This is a genomic window from Pseudomonas sp. PDM19 (assembly GCF_014852215.1).
Taxonomy (GTDB): Bacteria; Pseudomonadota; Gammaproteobacteria; order Pseudomonadales; family Pseudomonadaceae; genus Pseudomonas.
Genome location: NZ_JACVBG010000002.1, coordinates 866,024 through 889,551, shown reverse-complemented (window position 1 = coordinate 889,551; position 23,528 = coordinate 866,024). Strand labels below are relative to the sequence as shown.

General features: G+C 66.7%; 20 protein-coding genes. 9 read left to right on the top strand and 11 right to left on the bottom strand.

Translation table 11 applies throughout. The annotated features are described in order from the left end of the window. Positions 1 to 532: 532 nt before the first annotated feature. Together cheR and IB273_RS12470 are read right to left on the bottom strand one after the other, a co-directional pair. Complete coding sequence (cheR, locus tag IB273_RS12475; RefSeq protein ID WP_138212790.1) at positions 533 to 1,354, bottom strand: protein-glutamate O-methyltransferase CheR; 822 nt, start codon at positions 1,352 to 1,354, stop codon at positions 533 to 535. Between the two features lie 122 nt (positions 1,355 to 1,476). Then, positions 1,477 to 2,415 (bottom strand): chemotaxis protein CheV, encoded by a 939-nt coding sequence (locus IB273_RS12470; RefSeq protein WP_151187854.1) that lies wholly within the window; start codon positions 2,413 to 2,415, stop codon positions 1,477 to 1,479. A gap of 136 nt (positions 2,416 to 2,551) precedes the next feature. Here IB273_RS12470 and flgA point away from each other — a divergent pair, with 136 nt between their 5' ends. The 4 genes from flgA (at position 2,552) to IB273_RS12450 (ending at position 5,049) form a co-directional block, all read left to right on the top strand. Then, positions 2,552 to 3,241: a flagellar basal body P-ring formation chaperone FlgA gene (gene flgA / locus IB273_RS12465; protein WP_139791622.1), complete on the top strand. Its 690-nt coding sequence runs from the start codon at positions 2,552 to 2,554 to the stop codon at positions 3,239 to 3,241. 141 nt (positions 3,242 to 3,382) lie between these two features. Next, positions 3,383 to 3,697: a flagellar biosynthesis anti-sigma factor FlgM gene (gene flgM, locus IB273_RS12460; protein WP_045212162.1), complete on the top strand. Its 315-nt coding sequence runs from the start codon at positions 3,383 to 3,385 to the stop codon at positions 3,695 to 3,697. 43 nt (positions 3,698 to 3,740) lie between these two features. Further along, positions 3,741 to 4,202 carry a flagella synthesis protein FlgN gene (locus IB273_RS12455; RefSeq protein WP_081519251.1) on the top strand — a complete coding sequence of 154 codons (462 nt, stop codon included), beginning with the start codon at positions 3,741 to 3,743 and terminating at the stop codon, positions 4,200 to 4,202. Positions 4,203 to 4,299: 97 nt separating this feature from the next. After that, positions 4,300 to 5,049: a flagellar brake protein gene (locus IB273_RS12450; protein WP_081519250.1), complete on the top strand. Its 750-nt coding sequence runs from the start codon at positions 4,300 to 4,302 to the stop codon at positions 5,047 to 5,049. A gap of 43 nt (positions 5,050 to 5,092) precedes the next feature. On the opposite strand, the gene IB273_RS12445 is transcribed toward IB273_RS12450, so the two are convergent. The 6 genes from IB273_RS12445 to IB273_RS12420 all read right to left on the bottom strand — a co-directional run bounded on the left by IB273_RS12445 (position 5,093) and on the right by IB273_RS12420 (position 15,044). Next, a complete protein-coding gene (locus IB273_RS12445) occupies positions 5,093 to 6,445 on the bottom strand; it encodes an MFS transporter (protein WP_081519249.1) in 1,353 nt (450 codons plus the stop codon). 270 nt (positions 6,446 to 6,715) lie between these two features. Next, positions 6,716 to 7,954: a glutamine synthetase family protein gene (locus tag IB273_RS12440; RefSeq protein WP_192209865.1), complete on the bottom strand. Its 1,239-nt coding sequence runs from the start codon at positions 7,952 to 7,954 to the stop codon at positions 6,716 to 6,718. A gap of 416 nt (positions 7,955 to 8,370) precedes the next feature. Beyond that, positions 8,371 to 9,975 carry an inorganic phosphate transporter gene (locus IB273_RS12435; protein ID WP_192224184.1) on the bottom strand — a complete coding sequence of 535 codons (1,605 nt, stop codon included), beginning with the start codon at positions 9,973 to 9,975 and terminating at the stop codon, positions 8,371 to 8,373. 319 nt (positions 9,976 to 10,294) lie between these two features. Next, positions 10,295 to 11,212: a polyphosphate kinase 2 gene (gene ppk2 / locus IB273_RS12430; protein ID WP_081519246.1), complete on the bottom strand. Its 918-nt coding sequence runs from the start codon at positions 11,210 to 11,212 to the stop codon at positions 10,295 to 10,297. 175 nt (positions 11,213 to 11,387) lie between these two features. After that, on the bottom strand, positions 11,388 to 13,667 hold the full coding sequence (locus tag IB273_RS12425) for an acylase (protein ID WP_192224183.1): 2,280 nt from the start codon (positions 13,665 to 13,667) through the stop codon (positions 11,388 to 11,390). A 345-nt stretch (positions 13,668 to 14,012) separates the two neighbouring features. Beyond that, positions 14,013 to 15,044, bottom strand: a complete 1,032-nt coding sequence (locus IB273_RS12420) for an AraC family transcriptional regulator (RefSeq protein ID WP_081519244.1) — start codon at positions 15,042 to 15,044, stop codon at positions 14,013 to 14,015. A gap of 128 nt (positions 15,045 to 15,172) precedes the next feature. On the opposite strand from IB273_RS12420, the gene IB273_RS12415 reads away from it, so the two are divergent. Beyond that, a complete protein-coding gene (locus tag IB273_RS12415; protein WP_081519243.1) occupies positions 15,173 to 16,066 on the top strand; it encodes a TauD/TfdA dioxygenase family protein in 894 nt (297 codons plus the stop codon). Between the two features lie 123 nt (positions 16,067 to 16,189). Here the strand turns inward: IB273_RS12415 and IB273_RS12410 are convergent, their stop codons facing one another. Beyond that, on the bottom strand, positions 16,190 to 17,092 hold the full coding sequence (locus IB273_RS12410) for a LysR family transcriptional regulator (protein ID WP_081519242.1): 903 nt from the start codon (positions 17,090 to 17,092) through the stop codon (positions 16,190 to 16,192). Between the two features lie 106 nt (positions 17,093 to 17,198). Between IB273_RS12410 and IB273_RS12405 the strand changes: the two genes are divergently transcribed. Together IB273_RS12405 and IB273_RS12400 are read left to right on the top strand one after the other, a co-directional pair. Further along, a complete protein-coding gene (locus tag IB273_RS12405; protein WP_081519241.1) occupies positions 17,199 to 18,269 on the top strand; it encodes an AbrB family transcriptional regulator in 1,071 nt (356 codons plus the stop codon). A 262-nt stretch (positions 18,270 to 18,531) separates the two neighbouring features. Then, positions 18,532 to 19,770: a flavin monoamine oxidase family protein gene (locus tag IB273_RS12400; RefSeq protein WP_192224182.1), complete on the top strand. Its 1,239-nt coding sequence runs from the start codon at positions 18,532 to 18,534 to the stop codon at positions 19,768 to 19,770. 193 nt (positions 19,771 to 19,963) lie between these two features. Here IB273_RS12400 and IB273_RS12395 read toward each other — a convergent pair whose 3' ends face one another. After that, on the bottom strand, positions 19,964 to 20,518 hold the full coding sequence (locus IB273_RS12395) for a TetR/AcrR family transcriptional regulator (protein WP_081519239.1): 555 nt from the start codon (positions 20,516 to 20,518) through the stop codon (positions 19,964 to 19,966). An 88-nt stretch (positions 20,519 to 20,606) separates the two neighbouring features. Here IB273_RS12395 and IB273_RS12390 point away from each other — a divergent pair, with 88 nt between their 5' ends. Beyond that, the gene (locus tag IB273_RS12390; RefSeq protein ID WP_225610156.1) at positions 20,607 to 21,812 is read left to right on the top strand and encodes an MFS transporter; all 1,206 of its coding nucleotides are present in this window, start codon (positions 20,607 to 20,609) and stop codon (positions 21,810 to 21,812) included. Position 21,813: 1 nt separating this feature from the next. Here the strand turns inward: IB273_RS12390 and IB273_RS12385 are convergent, their stop codons facing one another. Then, on the bottom strand, positions 21,814 to 22,599 hold the full coding sequence (locus IB273_RS12385; protein ID WP_151187863.1) for a LysR family transcriptional regulator: 786 nt from the start codon (positions 22,597 to 22,599) through the stop codon (positions 21,814 to 21,816). A 112-nt stretch (positions 22,600 to 22,711) separates the two neighbouring features. Here IB273_RS12385 and IB273_RS12380 point away from each other — a divergent pair, with 112 nt between their 5' ends. Further along, the gene (locus IB273_RS12380; RefSeq protein ID WP_151187864.1) at positions 22,712 to 23,437 is read left to right on the top strand and encodes an SDR family oxidoreductase; all 726 of its coding nucleotides are present in this window, start codon (positions 22,712 to 22,714) and stop codon (positions 23,435 to 23,437) included. The last annotated feature ends 91 nt before the right edge of the window (positions 23,438 to 23,528 follow it).

Below are 23,528 nucleotides of genomic sequence, written 5' to 3'. Positions count from 1 at the left end.
GAACCTGTTTGCCGGTGTGGGCTTGCCAACACTTCAGCAAGGTGCGTGCCATATTTATATTCCCTGGATAATCAAGGGCTTGAGGGAATCCGAGCAGCGGCAAGGAGCGGCAAACAGCGGCAAAGCGGCAACCGCTTTCCTTGCCGCCAGGGGCAAGGCGGCAAGCTTGCCGCTGCGCTTTGCCGCCCTCTTCTGCCGTTGCCGTTGCCGCGTTCAGCTTGCCCGCGAAGCTATTGGAAACGTCGGCCCTGCCGACGGATCGCGGGCATGGCCCGCTCCTACGGGGAAAGTCATTGCCACCCGATCGCGAACGGCACCCTGCCCGGCGAACGCATACGCAGGATGGCGTGGAGCACAGCGATACCCATCGATTCCGAGGCACCGATAGCATGGGTATCGCAAGCTCTCCCCCTCCTGCGGCCGTGCTCCGCCGCGAATTCGACGCACGCAGAAATGCAGATCGCGGACAAAGTCCGCGATCAGGTGAATGCCGTAGCAAGATCCCCGCCCGAACAGGCGGGGCGTCGGCCGATCACTTGGCCTTGTAGATGATCCCCGGGCTGCACTGGACCATCTGGTAGTGGTCCGGCAGCGCGTTGAGCGCTTCGGAGGCGCCGAGGAACAGGTAGCCGCCAGGCTTGAGCGTGGCATGGATGCGCAGGAGGATGTCGCGCTTCACCTCGGCCGAGAAATAGATCAGCACGTTGCGGCAGAACACCATGTCGAACTTGCCCAGCGTGGCATAGCTGTCCAGCAGGTTCAGCGCGCGGAACTCCACACGGCTCTTGATCGGTGGCTTCACTGTCCAGCGCCCCGGCGTCTTCTGGTCGAAGTAGCGCGCCAGGCGCTCCTGCGACAGGCCACGGCCAATGGCCAGGCTGTCGTACTCGCCGGCCTTGCAGGCGGTGAGCATGGAGCCGGACAGGTCGGTGGCGACGATCTGCACGCCGGCCTTCAGTTGGCCGAGGTTGGTGCGCTCGAACTCGTCGATGGACATCGACAGCGAATACGGTTCCTGCCCCGAGGAACAGGCCGCCGACCAGATGCGCAGGCGCTGGCCGGGCGAGGCCTTGATCATCTCCGGCAGCACGCGGTTCTTCAGCACCTCGAAGGGGTAGGTATCGCGAAACCACAGGGTCTCGTTGGTGGTCATGGCATCGACCACCTGCTCGCGCAGCTGGCTGCGCATCTGGATCTTCTGAACCAGCTCGCCCAGGGACTTGATGCCCTGCTGCTCCATCAACTTGTTCAAGCGGCTGGAGACCAGGTACTGCTTGTTGGCGCCCAGGAGGATGCCGCAGGTCTTCTCCAGGAAATCCCGGAACAGCTCGAATTCAGAATTGGTGGATGTCACAGATAAGCCTCTTTGCTCGTGGACGGCTGCCGGCAATGCGACGGCAACTGCCTGACCGGTGCTCAAAAAACCATAGACGATGCGGGCGGCACCGGCGCCACCCGCATCTCGTCACGCCGGCATCAGGCCGATGCGCCATCCACTGCCTTGATGCGGTCCGACACACGGGCCGCCAGGTCATCGGGACGGAACTTGGCGAGGAAGTCGTCAGCGCCGACCTTCTTCACCATCGCCTGGTTGAACACCCCGGACAACGAAGTATGCAGGAGAATGTGCAGATCCTGCATGCGCGGGTCGTGACGGATTTCCGCCGTGAGCGTGTAGCCATCCATTTCCGGCATCTCGATATCCGAGATCACCATCAGCAGATCGCTGCCCGGATGCCCGCCGGCCTCCACCATCTGGTGCAGGTAATCCAGCGCCTGGCGGCCGTCGTTGAGCGCCAGCACTTCCACGCCGACAGTCTCCAGGCAACGCACCAGCTGCTTGCGCGCCACGGAGGAGTCGTCCACCACCAGCACGCGCTTGCTCACCGCTCGGGCCTGGGTCTCGGCATCCAGCACGCCTTCGGAGATGTCCTCCGAGGTCGGCGCCACTTCGGCGAGGATCTTCTCCACGTCGATGATTTCCACCAGCTGGTTGTCGACCCGCGTCACCGCCGTCAGGTAGTGGTCGCGGCCGGTTCCCTTGGGTGGCGGATGGATCGACTCCCAGTTCATGTTGACGATGCGCTCCACCGAATGCACCAGGAAGCCCTGCACCTTGGTGTTGTACTCGGTGATGATCACGAAGCTGTTGGCGATGTCCCGCAGGGCGTGACGCCCCGTGGCCAGCGCCAGGTCGAGGATCGGAATGGTGCCGCCACGGATGTTCGCCACCCCGCGCACCACCTGGCTGGATTTGGGCATCACGGTCAGGCGGGGGCACTGCAGCACCTCCTTCACCTTGAACACGTTGATCCCGTACAGCTGGCTGCCGTTCAAGCGGAACAGCAGCAGTTCGAGACGATTCTGGCCAACCAGCTGCGTACGCTGGTTGACCGAATCCATGACTCCGGCCATTGAGCCTCCTGTGCACGCAACGCCGCCCGACTCACGAAGGCGGCATGACCATTGCTTGGATCGTTGCATGAAACGAGCAACGACATTTTTCCGACAGCTGAGACCCGCGCGCGCCCTGATGGCTGCGCTGCTCGGCATGACGGGTGCGCTGACCCTCTCCCCGGCAGGGGCGGAAGGCTTCACTGCGCCTGAGATCCTTATCGGCTCCACCCAGGGCTTTCTTGAGTTCAAGGTGGAAGATTATCTGCAGACCTCGGGCATAGACGCACGCTACGAGATCGAAGTCGCACGCATCGACCCCCGCCTGCGCCTGGCGGAGTGCGACAAGGACCTGACACAGAAGCTGGAAAGCCCGGCGCAGCCCGTTGGTCGGGTCACCGTGCGGGTGCTCTGCGAAGGCAGTTCACCCTGGACGGTGTTCGTGCCGGCGACGGTCAGGCTGTTCCGCCAGGTTGTCGTCACCACCCTGCCCCTGCAGCGCAATCATGTCGTCGAGCCCGGTGATATCAGCGTCGTCGAACGGGACGTCGGCCAACTGAGCCAAGGCTACCTGACCGACCCCAACCAGGTGGTCGGCATGAAGCTCAAGCGCCCCACGGTCAACGACCAGGTGCTGGCGCCGGTCTTCCTCGAACAGGCGGCGGCCGTGCGCAAGGGCGACCAGGTGGTGATCCGCGCCAGGACCAGTGCGATCAACGTGTTCATGCCCGGCGAAGCGCTGTCCGATGGGGTAACCGGCGAACAGATCCGCGTGCGCAACCTGCGCTCCCAGCGTATCGTCAGGGCTCGGGTGGTCGAGCCGGGGACGGTGGAAGTCAGCCTGTAGCGCTCGACCCAGGACTTTTTCTGGCATGATGGACGCAGCCCTCTGCAAAATGTGCTCAGGCGCACGAAAATTCGGCCTAAAGTTTCTCTCAAGACGGCCGAAAAGCTTGGCAAGCGTCCAATACCTCCAGAGGTTTCCACCATGGTCATCGACTTCAACCGGCTGAACCCGGCCTCTACGACAGCCAGCACTGGCCGTAGCAGTGCTGCCCAGAGCGGTCGCAGCGAAGCCGCCGCAGAGAATGCCTCCGTCAACGCCCCGGCCAAGAGCGGCGAGTCGGTACAGCTGAGCGACACCGCACAGCAACTGCAGAAAGTAAGCGATCAACTGAAGGACCAGCCCGTGGTCGACAACGAGAAAGTGGCCCGCATCAAAGCGGCCATCGCTGACGGCAGCTACCAGGTCGACAGCCAGAAAGTCGCCAGCAAGCTGCTCGATTTCGAATCCCAGCGCTGAGTTCACTCAGCGCCTGGTCAACCGCTAGTACGCCGAGCCCAAGATGTCCGATGCCCTGCTTTCTCTGATCAACGGCGACATCGAAGCAGCCAGCAGCCTGCTGCAGCTGATCGACGACGAGTTCCAGGCGCTGCAAGCCCGCGACCTGGACCAGTTGCAGAAGCTGCTCGACAGCAAGCTGCCGCTGCTGCATCAGCTCGAGCAGAACGGTCGTATCCGCACCCAGGCACTGCAACAGGCCGGGGTCAGCGCTGACAACGAGGGGCTTGCGCAGATTGCCCAGGCTACCGGCAACGCCGCTCTCACCGCGCGTGCGCAGGAGCTCGGCGCCCTGCTCGAACGTTGCCAGGAAGCCAACCAGCGCAACGGCCGCCTCATCCGTTCCGGCCAGACCAGCACCGAGCGCACGCTCGACATCCTGCGCGGCCAGGAAACTCCGCGACTCTATGATCGCTACGGCGGCTCCACCCAGAGCAACCGCCAGCGTCCGCTCAGCCAGGCCTGAACTCCTCTGGCCTGAAGGCCCGCCCTAGGGCAGAATGCCACTATCCGGCCCTGCCCCGTGCACGACTCATAACAAACACAATGGAGACCTGCGGACCGTGTCCAATCTGTTCGCCGAGGAAAATGGCCCTCAACCACCGAAGGTGTTGAAAGCTCCGGTGGAGATCCACGCCAGCCTGAAAATGCTGATGGACAGTCACGATCCACTGGTAATCACCTTCGAAGGGCGCAGCCAGCGCTTCCAGAGCTTCGTCGTCGAGATCAACCGCGAGCGCAACATCGTCGCCCTCGATGAACTCATCCCCAACGACGGCGAGCGCTTCCTGCAGAATGGCGAGCAATTCCGCATCGAAGCCTTCCACGAAGGTGTGCGCGTCGCCTGGGAAAACACCCAGAACGCTTTCTTCTCCGAGATCGACAGCGCCCGCTGCTACTGGCTGCCGGTGCCGGCCGAAATGCTCTACCACCAGCGCCGCAACGCCTTCCGCGCCCCTGTGAGCCAGGTCCAGCCGGTGCCGGTGGAAATTGGCGGCAGCAAGCTGAAGTCGCCGCTCAAGGGCAGCCTGATCGACATTTCCGCCACGGGCTGCAAGATTCGCCTGGAAGGCAACGCCGCCGAGCGCCTGCAGCCCGGTCAGGTCTATGAAGAATTCACCGCGCGCCTGCCCTTCGGCGCCCTGACCATGGAAGTCGAACTGCGCCACGTGCACTTCGAGGAAAAGGTCGGCTACAGCTTCGCCGGCATGCGCTTCCACCAGATGAGCGGCCTGGCGCAGCGCAACATCGAGCGCTTCGTCTACCAGCTGCAACGCGAAGCCCGGCGCTTCGAGAAGGACGAACTGTTCTAGTTCGTCCCGGGCGGCAAGCGCTTGCCGCCCTTCCCCTGCCGCCTCACGCGGGCCGGCTTTCTTCCTCGGCTTCTGCTTCTGCCTCCACTTCCGGCTCGGCAGCCGGCGTGCTGTTGTCGTTGCCCTTCATCTGCTCCTCCACGGCCGCTTCGTCGACCCGCGGGTCGAGGGCGGCGGACAGCGGCGAGGACGCCAGGCTGTCCGGCGTGGCAACGTGCTTGACCGGTGCCTCGTCGACCCGGTGTACACCACTGACCTTCTCCGGCTGCACGCGCCAGATGAGGATCAGCGAGCAGGCACAGACGAAGGCGTAGAGCATGTTGGCGCCGAACAGCTTCATCAGCGCACCGGCCGCCAGCGGGCCGATACAGGCGCCGACACCGAAGGTCACCAGCAGCATCGCGGTCAGCGAAACGCGGCGCTCACCTTCGACGTGGTCGTTGGAGAAGGCCACGGCCAGCGGATACAAAGTGAACTGCACCAGGCAGACGATGAAGCCCATCGGCAGCAGCCACGCCAACGAAATCGGCGGCACCGGCAGCAACGGCAGCGCCGCCAGCGGCAAGGCCACTATCAACAGCAGGATCGCGGCATTACGGATCAGCACGGCGCGGTCGATGCGGTCCGACAGCCAGCCCAGCGGCCACTGCACCAGCAGGCCGGCAAAGATGCAGCCGCCCATGAACAGACCGATCTCCTCGTTACTCAGACCCTGGCGCACCGCATAGAGCGGCGCCAGGCCGTAGAACGAACCGACCACCAGCCCGGACACCAGCACCGTGGTCAACGACTGCGGCACACGCTGGATGAAGAAGCGCGGCTCCAGCGGTGCCGGGCGCAGCGGCGCGGGGTGGACCTTGTGGGTGATCGCCACCGGGATCAGCGACAGCGCAAAGCACAGCGCGATCATCATCGGCAGCTCCGGGCCCAGCCCCGGATGCACCACCAGCACCAGCTGGCCGAGTACCAGGCCCAGGTAGGACGCGACCATGTAGCCGGCGAACACGGCACCGCGCTGGCGCGCTTCGGCCTGCTCGTTGAGCCAGCTCTCGATGACCATGTACTGGCACATCATCCCCAGGCCGATGGCGACCCGCAGCAACAGCCAGAAGCCCAGCCAGGGCAACAGGCCGATGCCCAGCACCGCAGCGGTCACCAGCCCGCCACAGGCGACGTAGGCGCGGATATGACCGACGCGGGCGATCAGCCGGTGGCCGATCTTGCCGCCCAGCACCAGGCCGAGGTAGTAGGCGGCCATCATGGCGCCGATCCACAGCCCATCGACCTTCTCCGCGCCCAGGCGCAGCGCGAGGTAGGTACTGAGCAGACCGGAACCGGTCAGGAGCATGACGGCGGCGAAGTACAGAGCGCGGAAGGCAGTGACGATCCGAAGCATTGGACCTCCTGGTCCAGGACAACCCCGGCACAACGTCCGGGCAGCGGAAAGCGGGACTTGCGCTCACACCTTAGAGCTTGCCAATCGGCGCGTCGAGAGGGCTGCCGGGCCCGGAATAGCGCGTGTCGCGCACGGTCATGCGGGGCGTTTCGAAGGATGTCGGCGGGATGAACGAGGATGGCCTGAAGATCGCCAGAAGATGGCTGCCGATCACAGCTGCACCGGGTTTCGGCGCAGCTGTGTCAGCGACTTCAAATCAGATCATGCGCCTCAGGCTTGCGCTGCGAGAACGCGGCGTTCCCACGGGGTGATTTCGTCGAAGAAGCTGGTCAGCTCCATGGACTTGGTCGCGCTGTAGCCGTCGATGAACTCGTTGCCGAACACCTCGCGGGCCAGCTCGCTGCGCTGCAGGCGCTGCAGTGCGTCGTACATCGTGCAGGGCAGCAGCAACTCCGGCGGCACCTCGAACTCACCCTGGATCGGCGCGGTGGGCTCCAGGGCGCGCTCGATGCCGTGCAGACCGGCAGCCAGGCTCGCGGCGATGGCCAGGTAGGGGTTGGCGTCGGCACCCGGCAGACGGTTCTCCACGCGACGAGCCACCGGCGCGCTGGCCGGAATGCGCAGGCCGGCGGCGCGGTTGTCATGGGACCAGCAGGCGTTGTTCGGCGAAGCGTACGGGTGGCACAGGCGCTGGAAGGAGTTCACGTTCGGCGCGAACAGCAGGGTGAAGTCCGACAGGCACGCCTGCAGGCCACCGATGAAGTGGCGGAACTCCGGCGTGGCCTCGCCCTGGGCGTCGCTGAAGATATTGCGGCCCTCGCCGTCGACGATGCTCTGGTGAATGTGCATCGAACTGCCCGGCGTGTGCGCCAGCGGCTTGGCCATGCACACCACGATCAGCCCGTGCTTGAGCGCGACCTCCTTGAGCAGGTGCTTGAACAGGAAGGTCTGGTCGGCCAGCAGTACCGGGTCGCCGTGCAGGAAGTTGATCTCGAACTGGGTGGTACCCATCTCGTGCATGAAGGTGTCGCGCTCCAGCCCCACCGCCTCCATGCAGCGGTAGACGTCCTGGAAGAACGGGCGCAGGCCGTTGTTGGACGACACGCTGAAGGCCGAGTGACCGATCTCGCGGCGACCGTCGAGGCCGACTGGCGCCTGGAAGGCTTCCAGCGGATCGGGGTTGGGGGCGAACACGAAGAACTCCAGCTCGGTCGCCACCACTGGGCTCCAGCCGCGTTCGGCGTAGCGCGCGACAACTTGCTTGAGCAGGCCGCGGGTGGACAGGCCGGAGGGCTTGCCGTCGAGCTCCAGCGCATCGCAGATGGCGAAGGCGCGGGGTTCGTCGCTCCAGGGCAGGCGGTGGATCTGGGTCGGCTCGGCGATCAGGGCGAGGTCGCCGTCGTCGCTGCCGTAGAACTTCGCGGCCGGGTAGCCGCCCATGATGCACTGCAGCAGGACGCCGCGCGCCAGTTGCAGCCGGCGCCCGGTGAGGAAGCCCTCGCCGGTCATCACCTTGCCACGCGGCACCCCGTTGAGGTCGGGGGTGACGCACTCGATCTCTTCCACTCCAGCCAGACGCTCGGCGAGTGGGATTCCAGGATCGTTACTCATGACTTCTTATCCTTGTTCTTTTGTCCCTGTCACAGGACGCCGCGCGAGGCGCGCGAGCCCGTACAAAATACGCATCACGCGTTCGATATTTCAAGCGGGCATGGAACGAAGCTATCGCAGCAAGTTGCGGGACGAACACGACGTAGGATGGCGTGGAGCGCAGCGATACCCATCCTACGAATACTGCACCGTGGTGCCGAGACAGACGCCGGCCCTGCCGGCGGATCGCGGGCATGGCCCGCTCCTACAGGGGGAATCGGTGCCAAAAGAAAACGCCGCTCGTAGGAGCGGCGTTTTCGTTGCATCAGCCAAGGTCAGAACAGGTGGGTGAACAGCCAGTACAGCGACGCCGAGAGCACGATGGCCGCCGGCAGGGTCAACACCCAGGCCATCAGCAGGTTGCGGATGGTGCGCATCTGCAGGCCCGAGCCGTTGGCCGCCATGGTGCCGGCGACGCCGGACGACAGCACGTGGGTCGTCGACACCGGCAACCCGTACATGTCCGCCGCGCCGATGGTCAGCATCGCCACCATCTCCGCCGAGGCGCCCTGGGCGTAGGTCAGGTGGGTCTTGCCGATCTTCTCGCCGACGGTCACCACGATGCGCTTCCAGCCAACCATGGTGCCCAGGCCGAGGGCGATGGCCACGGCGACCTTCACCCACAGCGGGATGAAGCGCGTCGACTCGTCGATCTTGCCCTTGAACGCGGCCAGCTTGCTGGCGGTGTCCGCGTCGAAGTTGCCGACCTTGTCCTTGTCCATCAGGCGGATCGCCTCGCTGGTCAGGTACATGTCGTTACGCACGTTGCCCATGGCTTCGGCCGGCACGCGGGCCAGGCTGCCGTAACCCTTCACTTCCGCGCCGATGGCGCCGGTCAGCGCCGCCAGGGACGGAATGAGTTCGGGCTTGGCGTCCTTGGTCCGCACGTACTCCGACAGCACCGCGCGCGGGTCGGCCGGGGCCGGCTGTGGCGCGGCACGGACCAGCGCCTGCTGGGTAACTTCGGCGATGGCGACGAACTGCACGGTCTGGTCCGCCGGCATGGTGCGGTTCAGTGCGTAGGCCATCGGCAGGGTGCCGACCAGGATCAGCATGATCAGGCCCATGCCTTTCTGCCCGTCGTTGGAGCCGTGGGCGAAGGACACGCCGGTGCAGGTGAGGATCAGCAGGCCGCGAATCCACCACGGCGGCGGCGACTTGCCCTTGGGCGCCTTGTACAACGCACGGTTCCTCACTAGCAGGCGCAGCGCCAGCAGCAGGAGCGCGGCGCAGACGAAGCCGATCAGCGGCGAGAGCAGCAGCGAGTAGCCGACCTTGGTCGCCTGCGCCCAGTCCACACCGCTGGTGCCATCGCGGCCGTGCATCAGCGCGTTGGCCACACCGACGCCGATGATCGAGCCGATCAGCGTGTGCGAGGACGAGGCCGGCAGGCCCAGCCACCAGGTGCCGAGGTTCCACAGGATGGCGGCGATCAGCAGGGCGAAGACCATGGCGAAGCCGGCCGAGGAGCCGACCTGCAGGATCAGCTCCACCGGCAACAGGGCGATGATGCCGAAGGCCACCGCGCCGCTGGAGAGCAGCACGCCAAGGAAGTTGAAGCAGCCCGACCAGACCACCGCGAAGTGCGGCGGCAGCGAGTGGGTATAGATGACGGTGGCCACCGCGTTGGCAGTGTCGTGGAAGCCGTTGACGAACTCGAAGCCCAGGGCGATGAACAGGGCGACCCCGAGCAGCAGGAACGGCGTCCAGGTGGTGACCGTGGTGGTGACGTCGTCGACGTCGCGCACCAGGCTCCAGGCCGAGAACAGCAGGCCGACGGCAAGCACGGCGAAGAAGATGAAGGCGGTGATGCGGCCGGGCCTGTGTTCCAGATGGGGCCGGCCTTCGACGACGGGAACGGCCAGGGTATCGGTGGTCATGCTGGGAGTCCGCTTGGGGGTGTCCCGGTCATGATCGGCGGGGAATGTTACAGGTTGTGTCTCTGCGGAAATGACTGTCCGCACCGAAGGGATGCTGTACGTAGGGCCAACGGCCTTCTTCTGGCGTATTTGCGCCAGGGCCTCCCCTCACCCTAACCCTCTCCCGGAGGGAGAGGGGACTGTATGGCGCAGGATGAAGCCGTAGTGTCAGCCGGCACAGTCGGCCCCCTCTCCCCGAGGGAGAGGGCTGGGGTGAGGGGGAAGCGCAGGCGCGGAACTCAAGAGCAAGACAGCTGCTCCTACGTAATCCTGTTCCTGCTCAGTAAACCTCCGGCACCACGATCTGCTGCGGCGTCGGCGTGCGCGCGTAGTCTTCGTGACGCTGGCGCTGCGGCAGGATCACCGCCGGGTGCTCGACGTCCTCGTAGGGAATCAGCTTCAGCAGGTGGCTGATGCAGTTGAGCCGCGCGCGTTTCTTGTCGTCGGCCTGCACTACCCACCAGGGCGCCTCGGGGATGTGGGTGCGCTCGAGCATGATTTCCTTGGCCTTGGTGTAGGCCTCCCAGCGACGCCGCGACTCCAGGTCCATGGGGCTGAGCTTCCACTGCTTGAGCGGGTCGTGGATGCGACTGAGGAAGCGCAGGTGCTGTTCGTCGTCGGAGATCGAGAACCAGTACTTGATCAGCTGGATGCCCGAGCGCGCCAGCATGCGCTCGAACTCCGGCACGCTGCGGAAGAACTCCTCGTACTGGTCGTCCGAGCAGAAGCCCATCACCCGCTCGACGCCGGCGCGGTTGTACCAGCTGCGGTCGAACAGGACGATTTCCCCCGCCGCCGGCAGGTGCGAGACGTAGCGCTGGAAGTACCACTGGGTCTGCTCGCGGTCGTTCGGCGCGGGCAGCGCGGCGACCCGGCAGACGCGCGGATTGAGGCGCTGGGTGATGCGCTTGATCACGCCGCCCTTGCCCGCCGCATCACGGCCTTCGAAGAGGATCACCACCTTGTGGCCGGTCTTCACCACCCAGCTCTGCAGCTTCACCAGTTCGCCCTGCAGGCGGAACAGCTCGCTGAAGTAGCGACGGCGGGCGAGCTTTTCCTCGTCGACGTCGGCGTGCTCGTCGAACAGCTCGTCGAGGTTGCGCACATCCTCCAGCAACTCCAGCTCCAGCTCTTCGTCGCTGTGGTCGAGCAGTTCGCGGTGGATGCGGCGGATCACGGATTCATTGGTCAGGGGCATGGCGGCGGCCTACGCGTCGGGGCTTTGCCGACAGACTAGGGGCGCTCGGTGTCAGGCTGGTGACAGCGACCCCGGCCGCACAGGGTTCGCGGACATGACCCGCTCCTACAAAAGCACGACTACCTGTAGGAGCAGGCCATGCCCGCGACCAGCGCCCGCAAGGGGCGCCCTCCCCTTACTGCTCGCGCAGCTCCATCACCTTCAACTCCGGATCGGCCTTGATCTGCTCCTCGGTGAATGGCAACTCCGGCCACTGCTGCCGGGCGAACAGTTCGGTCTGGTCACGGTGATGCGGCGAGCCGGGTTCGCTGGACTGCGAAAACGCCAGCAGCCCGCGTGCCTTCGGGCCATCGGCGGTGAAGTCCACCAGCTGGATGTAGCTGCTGCCGCTGAGCACGCGGTAATGGTCGCCCTGCCACTCCGAGGTGATGGCGTTGTACACGCCCTCGTTGCCGGTGCCACCGGGGATGCCCAGCGGGCCGGCGACATCGCCAGTCAGTTGCAGCTCGCCCCACTTCTCGTCGGCGCGGATGCGGCGGCCATCGATCTCCTGCGCGGCGGCGACCAGCGCCTGCTGCACCTGCTGGCGTACCTCCGGCTTGTCCAGGGCAATGCCCGAGGGCGTGGCCAGCGGCAGCTTGGGATCGAAGGGCAGGCGCCAGCCGCCGTCGATCTTCAGGAAGCGCGCGACGAAGGCCTGGAAGTAGGCGAAGCCCGGATTGCTGTCGAGGTTGACGTGGCGATCCCACGAACCCAGCGCGGCACAGGCCGCCTCGGTGCCCGCCGGGGCCGGTTTGCACAGTTGCAGCAGGTCGTCGAGGAGCATGTCGGCCACATAGACGCGGTTGTCGGTGACCATCTTCTGCAGGTCGTCCGGGCCGATCTTGCCGTCGCCCTTCAGCCGGTCGAGGGCGAAGCGCGCGCGGGCGCTGACCGGGACCGAGTCGCGGCTCACCAGCGGCGAGAAGCCGGTCAGCGGCTGCGCGGGGTTGCTCATCCAGGCGCTGTCATTGGAGTTCTGCACGAAGTCCTCGCGCTCCAGCGCCGGCATCTGCTCCGGCGGCGTCAGCCCGGCATGACGGGTGCCCGGCGCGCTCGACCAGTTGCAGGCGCGACGCCCGCCCTGCAGCACCGGCAGGCCCTGCTTCTGGTACTCGGCGATGGCGCAGTCGGCCAGTTGCTGCTGGCTCAGGTGCGGCACCACCGACTGGTTGAGGTAGAGCACCTTGCCCTCGGCGTTGGTCGCCAGGGTGTTGACCCAGGGAATGCCCTGCAAGTGCTCGATGCTGTCACGCAGCTCATCCAGGCTGCGCGCGTGATCGATGGCGTACCACTGCTGCAGCACGCGGTCGTTGCCCAGGTTGGCGTCGCGTACGGCAAAGGCTTCGCTGGCGTTCCAGGGGAATTTGCCGGGCACGCTGAGCAGCGGGCCGTACTCGGACTCGTACAGCGTGTGGCTGCGCGTACCCACACGGCCATTGGGCTCCAGCACGCGAACGCGCAGGGTGACTTCCTTCAGCGGCCGCGACTGTCCATCGACGCGATAGCTGTGCGGGTCCTGCGGATCGAGGTCGAGGCGGTACAGGGTGAAGTGGCTGGAGGTGTCCACTGTGTGGCTCCAGGCCACGTCCCTGCTGAAGCCGATGTTCACCAGCGGCATGCCCGGCAGGGAGGCGCCCATCACGTCGAGCTGGCCGGGAATGGTCAGGTGCATCTGGTAGAAGCGCAGCGCACCGAACCAGGGGAAGTGCGGGTTGGCCAGCAGCAGGCCGTTGCCGTCTGCCGAGCGCTCGCTGCCCACGGCGACGGCGTTGCTGCCGTGGTCCCGGTGGAAGTCTTCGCGACGCTGCATCGCCGCCAGCACCTCGCCGTCACTGACTACCGAAGTGCTCGCCTGCCCCGGCGGCGTGGCCGCCATCATCGCCTCGGCGAACTGCCCGGCGCCGGCCTGCACCAGCAGGCGGCGGGTCAGGCGCAGCAGGTCGTCGGCCTCCAGCGGGCGCAGCCAGGCCTTGCCCGCGCACTGCGTGCCGGCGGCCTGGGTGTCCCACAGCCAGCGGTTGTAGCCGGCGGCGTAGCCATCGAGGAGGTCACGGATCGGCTGCGGCTGGGCGCTGCGCAGGCGGCGCAGGGATTCGTTGTCGTTGAGCCAGGTGTAGAAGAAGTCCGAGGGCAGGTTGCCGACGCCGGCAGAAGTCTTGCCGTCCTCGCCGAAGTAGCGCGAACGCTCGCCCCGCGCGGTGAGCACTTCTTCTGCGAGCAGGCAGGCGTTGTCGCGGGCGTAGGCGTAGCCGATGCCGTAGCCCAGGCCCAGTTCGTCCCTGGCCTGGATGTGCGGGATGCCGTAGCGGGTCCAGCGGATCTGCGCCTCGAGTTCGGCGCCATAGGCCAGCGCGGGCAGTCCGGTAGCCAGCAGGCTGCCGGCCACGGCGGCCAGTCGGAAGGTCTTGCTCATTGATTCCCTCAATGCTCGGATGACGGCCGGATGCCCGGCCAGGGGCACGCGGCCGCGCCGCTCGCGCGGTGCCGGTGCAAGGAGTGGATGGCGGCTCAAGTCCGCCAAAGCAGTGCGCTGAAGGTCATCGCGCCGCGCCTTCCGAGGCACGCGCGCAGGCAGGTTGCACAGGACATGGATTCTCCTTTTCTTGTTGGACGCCTCACGAAAAATGACGATGCGCCTCTTGAGGGCAACGGATGGGAAGCAAGCGAAATTAGCCCGCGACCGATGGCAATCGGCCACAACAGAAGGCTCTATCTCGCGGCTTTCGCCCGTTGCAGAGGCATCGCGGGCGGTTCGACTTCAGTGCGCCGGGAGGGTTCCGGACTGACGTTTCCAACGACCGGGCGACTGCCCCGTCCAGCGCTGGAAGGCGCGGGAAAAACTCGCCGCCTCGGCATAGCCCAGGCACTGGGCGATGCCCTGCAGGTCCATCCGCGATTCGCGCAGCAGGCGTTCGGCGAGACGCTGCTTGATGCCGTCGTTCAGCCCCTGCAGGTTTTGCCCTTCCTCGGCCAGACGCCGTTGCAGCGTACGTTCGGAAAGGCCCATGCGTTCGGCCACCGCCGCCGCGCCGAGCAGGCTGGCGGAGTCGCGCAGCAGCAGTTGCTGCACCTGCCGCGCGGTGGGTGTGGCGGCCAGGGTCAGCGCCAGTTCACCACACAGGCGCTCGCAGAGTTGCTCACCGCTGTCGCGCGCGCTGATCTGCGCCTGCGGTAACGGCGCCTGCAGGTCCTCCAGGGCGAAGAGCATGGCGTTGCGTGGCGCCGCGAACACCGGCTCGATGCCGAAGGTCTCGCGGAACGCGCTGGCATCGCCCGGCGCCGGGCAGCGCAGTTCAATCGCCAGGGGTTGCAGCGGCCGCTGCAGCAGTTCGCCGGACAGTTGCCAGCAACCGGCGATGCCGCGTTCCACCACGAAAGCACGGGCATCCTCGGGCAGCACGCGGTCATCGAACACCAGCCACAATCCCCGCGCCTCCACTTCGCTACTTACCGGGCAGAGCGTCAGCGCCAGGCTCTGGAAGCGCCCGAAAGTCTCGAAGGCTTCCTGCAAAGTGCGGCTGGCGAGCATGGTGAAGCCCAGCAGGCCCAGCGAGGTGAGGTGGTAGCGCCGCCCGGTCGCCAACCCCAGGCCGGGCCGGTCGATGTGCTGCAACAGGTTGCGGATCACCGCCAGTTCCTGCCAGGCCTGGATACGGCCGGCGCGCGCCTGCAGGTCGGCCAGCGAGATCGCGCTGCCCACCAGGCAATCGTCCGCGCCGAGGCCCTCGTCGCGGGCGCTGTCGAGCAGGTAACGCACTCCGGTGATCTCGCGGGTCTGGCGCCAGTCCATCGCGGGCTCCTGTGGCGGCAAGGTACGCCGTGGCGGGAATCATCATTTTTTGGCGGACTTCATCATGGAAGAAAGCGCCAGCGCTGGCCATGCTGGAAATGCCAATAACACTCACAAGAGGCTTCCCCATGTTCGAGTTCTTCTACGCGCTGCCGAGCCAGAACCGCGCGGCCGACTACCGCCACTTCCGCATCGTCCCCGCCACCGGCGCGATCGGCGCGGATGTCAGCGACCTCGACCTCACCACCCTGGGCGAGGAAGGCTACACCGAGCTGCGCCAGGCGCTGCTGGCGCACAAGGTGCTGTTCATCCGCGGGCAGAACCTCAGCGTGGAGAACCTCGAAGCCGTGACCCTGCGCTTCGGCGAGTTCGGCCGCGAGCCCTATGTGGTCGGCATGGACGATCATCCGCATGTGGTGCGGGTGGTGAAGGAAGCCAACGAGAAGACCCCGGTGGTGTTCGGCGGCGCCTGGCACAGCGACTGGTCCTTCCAGGAGCGCCCGCCGGCGTTCACCCTGCTCTACGGCCACGACATCCCGCCGTTTGGCGGCGACACGCTCTACGCCAACCTGGCGCTGGCCTACGAATGGCTGTCGCCGAAACTGCGCGCGCAGCTGGAAACCCTGGACGCCATCCACAGCCCCGAGCGTGCCTACGGCGCCGAGGCCAAGCACAACGACCTGATGGAAAACATGGCGGTGCGCTATGGCAGCCACGAGGGCGAGGTGCGCTCGCATCCGCTGGTGACCCGGCACCCGGAGACCGGCAAGAAGATCCTCTACATCAACCCGGCCTACACCAGCGGCATCAAGGGCATGCGCCCGGCGGAGTCGCAGCCGCTGCTGGACTACCTGTTCAGCATCGCCACGCAGCCGGCATTCACCTGCCGCATGCGCTGGAGCGCGGGCACCCTGGCGATCTGGGACAACCGCAGCACCTGGCATTATCCGGTGTCGGACTACCACGGCATGCGCCGGGAGATGTACCGCACGACTGTGGTGGGCGAAGTGCCCAGCCGCTGAACACGCAGTGTGATCGTAGGGCGCATAACCTGGAACAGGTTATCCGCCAGATGCGGTGCGGCGGATAACGCTGGCGCGTTACTCGCCCTACGAAGCCACGCCTACAGGGTGCTTCGCTTCTGGCTACAGCTCTGTGCCAAACCGCTGCGCATGCTCGCGCAACATGCCGCGCAGCAATTGCGCGGCGGGAGAAAGGTAGGCGCCCTCGCGCACCGCCAGGCCGATGGTCCGCGTCAGCGTCGTCTCGGCCAGTTCCACCTCGCGCAGTTGGTCCATGCCATGCCCACCGGCCAGCGCCTCGCGGGCGATGAAGCTGAGCAGGCGGGTACGGGCGATCAGGTTGGGCAGCATGGGAATCGCGTTGGTCTCGATCTGCACCTGCGGCATGGGCAGCTGGTGGGCCTGGAAGGTGGAATCCATCCAGCGCCGCGACGACACGCCAGTGGCCGGCAACACCCAGCGATATCGACACAGGTCGGCCATGGCGACGGGGCCGTCGAAGATCGGATGGTCACGGCTGGCGACCACCACCACCTGATCCTGCAACAGCGGCTCGCTGCTCAGCTGCGGGTCGTCGACGATCCGCGAGCAGATCGCCATGTCCAGCCGCCCGCTGCGCAGCGCCTCGCGCAGAACGTCGTCCTGGCCCAATACCAGGCTCATGGTGACGTCCGGCGCCCGCGCCAACAGGTCCTCGGTCAAGCGTGGCAAAAGGTACTCGGCCATGGTCGCGGCGCAGCCGAGGCGGATATTGCCCACCACGCCACTGGCGAAATCGCGCACCTCGCGGCGGGTTTCCTCGATGTCCTGACGCAACTGCCGGGCGCGTTGCAGCATGAGTTCGCCGGCTGGCGTCAGGCGGATGCGGCGGCCGTCGCGCTGGAACAACCGCGCGCCGAGGGACTCTTCCAGGCGCTGGATGCTCTTGGTCAGCGCCGGCTGGCTGCGCCCCAGGCGCTCGGCGGCGCGACCCAGGTGGCCGAGTTCGGCAATGGTTTCGAAGTAGGCGAGATCGCGCAGGTCCATGGCGGCCAACCGATAAATTTCAGGAATGGATTCATGACTATTAGAAAATAGACTTGATCGATTCCGCTACCGATAATTCCGACGTCTTCCCCGCCCGGAGCCGTCCGTGTCCAGCCGCCCTGCCCTGCCCGTCGCCCGTATCCCCGTCAGTCTGCAATGGCTGGCCCTGGCGCTCGGAGCCGGAGGCGCCGGGCAACTGCTGACCTGGCTCGGCATCCCCGCCGCCTTGTTTCTCGGCCCCATGCTGGTGGCCATCGCCTTTGGCGTCAGCGGTGCGGAAATCCGCCTGCCGCGCCAGGCCTTCCGCCTGAGCCAGGGCTGTATCGGCCTGCTGGTCGCCCACGCCATGAGCTGGTCGGTGCTGCAGGCGATGGTCGCTTCCTGGCCGCTGATGCTCAGCGCCACCTTGCTCACCCTGCTGCTCTCGGCCGTGGTCAGCTACGCCATGGTGCGCTTCGGCGGCATCCCCGGCAGCACCGCCGCCTGGGGCACCGCGCCGGGCGGCGCGGCGGCCATGGTGTCGATGGCCGAAGCCAACGGCGCCGACCCGCGCGTGGTCGCCACCATGCAGTACGTGCGGGTGGTCTGCGTGGTCATGGCCGGAGCCCTGGTCGGTCGCCTGCTGGGCATCGAAGGCGGTGGCTCGGCAGCGCACAGCACGCCGATCGTCGACACCGCCACCCTGCCCGACCTGATCAACTGCCTGCTGCTGATCTTCGTCTGCACCACCGCCGGCGCCAGGCTGCCAGCCGGCCCGCTGCTGGTGCCGCTGGTGGCCGGCGCCGTGCTGCAGCTCACCGGCGTGCTGCACATCACCCTGCCGCACTGGTTGCTGGCCACAGCCTACGGGGTGATCGGCTGCTACATCGGCCTGCGCTTCGACCGCGAAAGCCTCGCCTACGTCGGCCGCCACCTGCCCGCCATGCTGGTCAGCGCACTGGCCCTGATCGCCAGCTGCGCGCTGTTCGCCTGGGTGCTGGCGGCCATCACCGGGATGGATTTCCTCTCCCTCTACCTCGCCACCAGCCCCGGTGGCCTGGACGCCATGGCGATCATCGCGGTGGACACCCACTCCGACGTCGGCCTGGTGCTGGCGATGCAGACGCTGCGGCTGTTCGTGGTGCTGTTCACCGGGGTGTCCGTCGCACGGACGGTGATCCGCCTGAGCCGCGCCTGACAGCCCCTCGGCTTGGCGCTAACCCGTAGGATGGGTGGAGCCCAGGCGATACCCATGCTGACGGTGCCGGGAGTGATGGGTATCGCTTCGCTCCACGCCATCCTACGTTGGTGTTTCGCTGCCGCGTCGGCAGAGACTGAGACCCTGCTCGTGGCAAGGCGAAAACCAGTACAGATCGCCGGGCGGATTGCCCATGTCTGCCTCTTGCAGTGATTACCGCCAGACTTCTAAGGTCGTCGCTCTTTCACCGAGCGAGCACGATATGGACAGCCTTCGCCACCGCCCCACCGCCTTCCACGTCACCCACTGGAGCGACGATCCGTTCAGCCGTGGCGCCTACAGCACCCTGCTGCCCGGTGCGACGCCGGAGCATCGGCGCCGGTTGGGCGAAGTGCTGGGCGGCAAGCTGGTGCTGGCCGGCGAGGCCTGCAATCCCATCGCGCCGGCCATGACCCATGGCGCCTGGAACGACGGCCTGCGCGCGGCCGAAGCGGCCATCGAAAGCGGCGCCCGCCGGGTACTGGTGATCGGCGCGGGCTTCGCCGGGATTGCCGCCGCACGACGACTGCGCGAAGCCGGGATCGACTGCGTGGTGCTGGAAGCCCGCGAGCGCATCGGCGGCCGCGTCCACAGCATTTCCCTCGGGCCGGTACGGGTAGACGAAGGCGCCGCCTGGCTGCAGCACTTCGGCGACAACCCGCTGGCCGCCCACGCCCAGCATCTCGGCCTGCCGTTACGGGAAACCGATTTCGGGCACCCCCTGGCTGCGGCGGCGGATGGCCCGGTGCCCGATATCGATGCGGCCTGGGAAGCCCTGCGCGCCGGGATCGACCGCAGCCTGCCACTGGCGGATGGTGTCGCGCGCTACCTCGAAGAACGCGACGAGCCGACCCGCCGCGCCACTCGTTTCGCCCTGGACGCCAACCTGATCCTGGAGGCCTGCCTGCCGCTCGAATCGCTGTCGGTCGATGCCCTCGACGAAGAAGGCGTCGGCGCCGGCGACCGCTTCCTGCCGCAGGGTTATTCACAGCTGGCCGCGCATCTCGCCGAAGGGCTGGATATCCGCCTGAACCAGCCGGTGACCGCCATCGACTGGTCCGGCGAGCAGGTGCGGGTGGGTGCTGAAAGCGCCGACTTCTGCGTCTGCTCCGTCCCTGTCGGTGTATTGCGCGATATCCGCTTCACCCCGCCCCTGCCGGCGGCCCAGCAGGACGCGCTGGCGCACCTGGGCATGGGGCAACTGGAAAAGGTCGTGCTGCAGTTCGACGAGCGCTGGTGGCCGGTGTCGCCCTCGGGTTACCTGCGCTGGTACGACACGCCAGCCAGCTTCGGCGAGTGGCTGGATCTCACCGAAGCCGTGGGCACGCCGACCGTTGCCGGGCTGATCGCGGCGGATGCGCTGGAGCGGGTGTTTGCCGGGCGCACGGACCAGGAGATTGCGCTCGCGGCCTGCGACGCCCTTCAATCGTGGGCAGATGCAGTGCGGAGCGCGCAGTTGTAAGAGCGCGCCATGCGCGCGATCGCGGGCATGGCCTGCTCCTACAGATTGGTGCTGAACTGTGCCGCAAAAACGTAGGATGGGTGGAGCCCAGGCGATACCCATGCTGACGGTGCCGGGAGTGATGGGTATCGCTTCGCTCCACGCCATCCTACGCATACGTCCATGGCAGGTACGGAGCCTGTCCGCGAATCCGCTACAACCCCTCCAGCGTCAGATCGACCAGGCGCTCGACATAGGCCACTTCCAGCTCCTCGCCGGAGAACAGGATGCGATACACCAGCGGCGCCATCAGCCGGTCGACGATGCGGTCCAGCTCCGGCAGCTTTTCACCGCGTTCCCTGGCGCGCAGCAGGATGATGTCGAACTGGCCGCAGGCGATCGCCATGCAGCGTCCCGAAGAACCGCCGCCGGCGGCCAGCAGGTCGAGCACCACGGCGCGGCCGGGCACCGAGGCGGTTTCCTCCATGTACTGCTCGCCCCAGGCCAGCAGGTCGCCGCGCAGGCTGCCGGTGTCCGCCGGCTCGGCGTCGGGGCGGATGCGCTGCAGGGCGACGTCGCCGAGCAGTTCGCTCAGGTCACCCCAGCGCCGGTAGATGGTCGACGGCGTGACGCCGGAGCGCGCAGCGATCATCGGCACGGTCAGTTCCGAGCGGTCGCGCTCTTCCAGCAGCTCCGTCACGGCCTTGTGCACCGAGGCCTGCACCCGCGCACTGCGGCCGCCCGGTCGAACACCCTGATTGATTGCCATAAGCACCTTAAAGCAAAGAATTTGCTTTTATCCGAAAACGGGTCCAGCATCTCGCAAAAGCAAAATCTTAGCCTTTGCGAGCTGAATCATGGCACACACTCAATCGAAAAGCGCGTCCGGCTTCTCACCCCGGGCTTCGGCCTGGCTGCTGACCGCCATCCTCATGGCCTTCCTCGCCGCCGCTGCCGCCCCCACGCCGCTGTATGCGCTGTACCGCGAGTCCTGGCAGTTCTCCCCGGCGCTGCTGACCCTGGTGTTCAGCATCTACGCCGGCGGCCTGATGCTGGCGCTGCTGGTGTTCGGCTCGCTGTCCGACCACCTCGGCCGGCGCCCGGTGATCCGCGCCGCGCTGATCCTCGAACTGCTGGCGATGGCGGTATTCCTCTACGCCAACTCGGTGGAGCTGCTGATCGTTGCGCGCCTGCTGCAGGGCTTCGCCACCGGCATCGCCACCAGTGTGCTGGGCGCGGCGATGCTGGATATCGACCGCGAGCGCGGCCCGCTGATCAACAGCGTGGCGCCCATGCTCGGCATGGCCATGGGCGCGCTGGGCAGCAGCACGCTGGTGCAGTTCGGCTCCGATCCGCTGCATGAGGTGTATGTGTGGCTGCTGGCGGTGTTCGCCCTGGGCATAGTGCTGCTGCGCTGGCTACCGGAAAGCATCAGCCGGCAACCGGGCGCGCTGGCCTCGCTGAAGCCGCGCATCCGTATTCCGCCGCAGGCGCGCCGCGCCTTCTGGAGCGTGGCGCCGCTGAACGCCAGCCTCTGGGCGCTGGGCGGCTTCTACCTGTCGCTGGGGCCGACGCTGGCGCGGCAGGTCACCGGCCTGCAGGTGCCGATGATCGGTGGCGGGCTGGTGTCGCTGCTGTGCCTGTGCGGTGCGCTGGCGATCTTCGCCCTGCGCCACCAGCCGGCGGCAGTGATCCTGCGCCGCGGCGGCCTGGCGCTGATCTTCGGCCTGCTGATCACCCTGCTCGGCGTGGACAGCGGCAACCTCTGGCTGTTCTTCCTCGGCACCGCAGTGGCCGGGCTCGGCTTCGGCGGCGCCTTCCTCGGCGCGCTGCGCTCGGTGGTGCCGCTGGCCCACGCCCATGAACGCGGGGCGCTGATGGCGAGCTTCTATGTGCTCAGCTACCTGGCCTTCAGCGTGCCGGCGATCCTCGCCGGGCTGGCGATCCAGCGTTACGGCCTGATCGCCACCACCAACGGCTATGCCAGCCTGCAGATTCTCGCGGCCTCGCTGGTCCTGCTGCTGTCCTTGCGCGCACCCTCCGCACAGAAGGCGCAGGCCTGACTCAGGCCGTTCGCAGGAAGTCGTAGAGCCCGCGTACCGCCGGGTGCTCCAGCGCCTGGGCAGAGTGGCAGAGGCCGATGCGGCGGATCGGCAACGGCAGGTTCAGTGAGCCACTGCGCACCGCCGGCGCGCCGCTCAGCAGGGATGCCGGCAGGATCGCCGCGCCCACCCCCGCACTGACCAGCCGCAGCGCCAGGTTCAGGGTGCTGGCCTGCGCGACCACCGGCGCGCCGCCGTAAGCCGTCATCAGTCGCTGATGGGAAGGATGCGTCGGGCAGGTGATCCAGCCACTGCTCTGCGCATCCTCCACACCCGGCGGCAACGCCAGCACGTACGGGTCTTCCCAGACCGGCACGAAGAGTTCGTCCTCGCAGCAGAATTCCTCCACCGCCAGCCGCGCATCGCCCACGCAACCCTCCTCCAGGTGCAGCAGCAAATTGGGCACGGCCTGCTGTGCGAGGCCGACGAAACGTTCGACCTGCTCGGCGCTGACATCGCCTTCCACGCCCAGGTGCAACGGCTGATGTGCCGAGGCCTGACGGAACATGTTGCGCAGGCCGTCGGCTTCGGCCAGCAAGGCGCGGGCGCGGGGATACAGCGCACGCGCCGCTTCGCTGACCTCCACCCCGCGCGCCTGGCGCAGGAACAGCTCGGTGCCCAGCGCCTCCTCAAGCTGGCGGATGGTCACCGACAGCGTCGGCTGGCTGACGAACAGGCGCTGGGCGGCGGCGGTGATGTTGCGTTCTTCGAAGACCGCGACAAAGGCGGCCAACTGTCGGATATCCATAGGCAAACCCGATACCAGGCACAGGAATAAGCCATTTTTCAGGCGGAATACCGCTCAATATACTTCACTGCATCGTTCAGTCATCCAGATTTCCGATAGCAGGAGAATCCCCATGAGCAAGCCCCTGATCATCGTCACCGGCGCCAGTTCCGGTATCGGCGAAGCCACCGCCCGCCTCTTCTCCCAGCAGGGCCACCCGCTGCTGCTGCTCGCCCGCCGCATTGAGCGCCTGGAGGCGCTGCAACTGCCCAACGCGCTGTGCCGCGCCGTGGACGTGACCGACCGCGAGGCGCTGCTGGCTGCCGTGGCGGAAGCCGAGAAACGCTTCGGCCCGGCCGACGCGCTGGTCAACAACGCCGGCGTGATGCTGCTGGGCAACATGGTCGAGCAGGACCCGGCCGAGTGGGAGCGCATGCTCGACGTCAACGTGAAGGGCCTGCTCAACGGCGTGCACGCCGTGCTCAAGGGCATGGTGCAGCGCAACCGCGGCACGCTGATCAACGTCAGCTCGGTGGCCGGTCGCAAGACTTTCCCCAACCACGTCGCCTACGTCGGCACCAAGTTCGCGGTACACGCGATCTCCGAAAACCTGCGCGAGGAAGTCGCGGCGCACAATGTCCGCGTCGTCACCATCGCCCCCGGCGCGGTGGAGACCGAGCTGCTCAGCCACACCACCGACGAGGCGATCAAGAGCGGCTACCAGGACTGGAAGCGCGAGATGGGCGGCAAGGTGCTCAGCGCCGAGGACGTGGCCAACGCCATTCGCTATGCCTACGAACAGCCGCAGGGCGTGTGCATCCGCGAGATCGTGCTGGCGGCGACGCGGCAGCAGGCGTAACGGACTGGAAGTTCGGGGGTGTTTGTGGGAGCTCTCGCACGAGCTCCCAGGAAAAACGCCACCGCAGGATGGGTGGAGCCTAGGCGATACC

Coding starts and splice junctions, on each gene's coding strand:
- IB273_RS12470 (WP_151187854.1), bottom strand. CDS start 2,415: ATGGCCGGAGTCATGGATTCGGTCAACCAGCGTACGCAGCTGGTTGGC.
- flgA (WP_139791622.1), top strand. CDS start 2,552: ATGACGGGTGCGCTGACCCTCTCCCCGGCAGGGGCGGAAGGCTTCACT.
- flgM (WP_045212162.1), top strand. CDS start 3,383: ATGGTCATCGACTTCAACCGGCTGAACCCGGCCTCTACGACAGCCAGC.
- IB273_RS12455 (WP_081519251.1), top strand. CDS start 3,741: ATGTCCGATGCCCTGCTTTCTCTGATCAACGGCGACATCGAAGCAGCC.
- IB273_RS12445 (WP_081519249.1), bottom strand. CDS start 6,445: ATGCTTCGGATCGTCACTGCCTTCCGCGCTCTGTACTTCGCCGCCGTC.
- IB273_RS12440 (WP_192209865.1), bottom strand. CDS start 7,954: ATGACCGGCGAGGGCTTCCTCACCGGGCGCCGGCTGCAACTGGCGCGC.
- IB273_RS12435 (WP_192224184.1), bottom strand. CDS start 9,975: ATGACCACCGATACCCTGGCCGTTCCCGTCGTCGAAGGCCGGCCCCAT.
- ppk2 (WP_081519246.1), bottom strand. CDS start 11,212: ATGCCCCTGACCAATGAATCCGTGATCCGCCGCATCCACCGCGAACTG.
- IB273_RS12425 (WP_192224183.1), bottom strand. CDS start 13,667: ATGAGCAAGACCTTCCGACTGGCCGCCGTGGCCGGCAGCCTGCTGGCT.
- IB273_RS12420 (WP_081519244.1), bottom strand. CDS start 15,044: ATGGACTGGCGCCAGACCCGCGAGATCACCGGAGTGCGTTACCTGCTC.
- IB273_RS12415 (WP_081519243.1), top strand. CDS start 15,173: ATGTTCGAGTTCTTCTACGCGCTGCCGAGCCAGAACCGCGCGGCCGAC.
- IB273_RS12410 (WP_081519242.1), bottom strand. CDS start 17,092: ATGGACCTGCGCGATCTCGCCTACTTCGAAACCATTGCCGAACTCGGC.
- IB273_RS12400 (WP_192224182.1), top strand. CDS start 18,532: ATGGACAGCCTTCGCCACCGCCCCACCGCCTTCCACGTCACCCACTGG.
- IB273_RS12395 (WP_081519239.1), bottom strand. CDS start 20,518: ATGGCAATCAATCAGGGTGTTCGACCGGGCGGCCGCAGTGCGCGGGTG.
- IB273_RS12390 (WP_225610156.1), top strand. CDS start 20,607: ATGGCACACACTCAATCGAAAAGCGCGTCCGGCTTCTCACCCCGGGCT.
- IB273_RS12385 (WP_151187863.1), bottom strand. CDS start 22,599: ATGGATATCCGACAGTTGGCCGCCTTTGTCGCGGTCTTCGAAGAACGC.
- IB273_RS12380 (WP_151187864.1), top strand. CDS start 22,712: ATGAGCAAGCCCCTGATCATCGTCACCGGCGCCAGTTCCGGTATCGGC.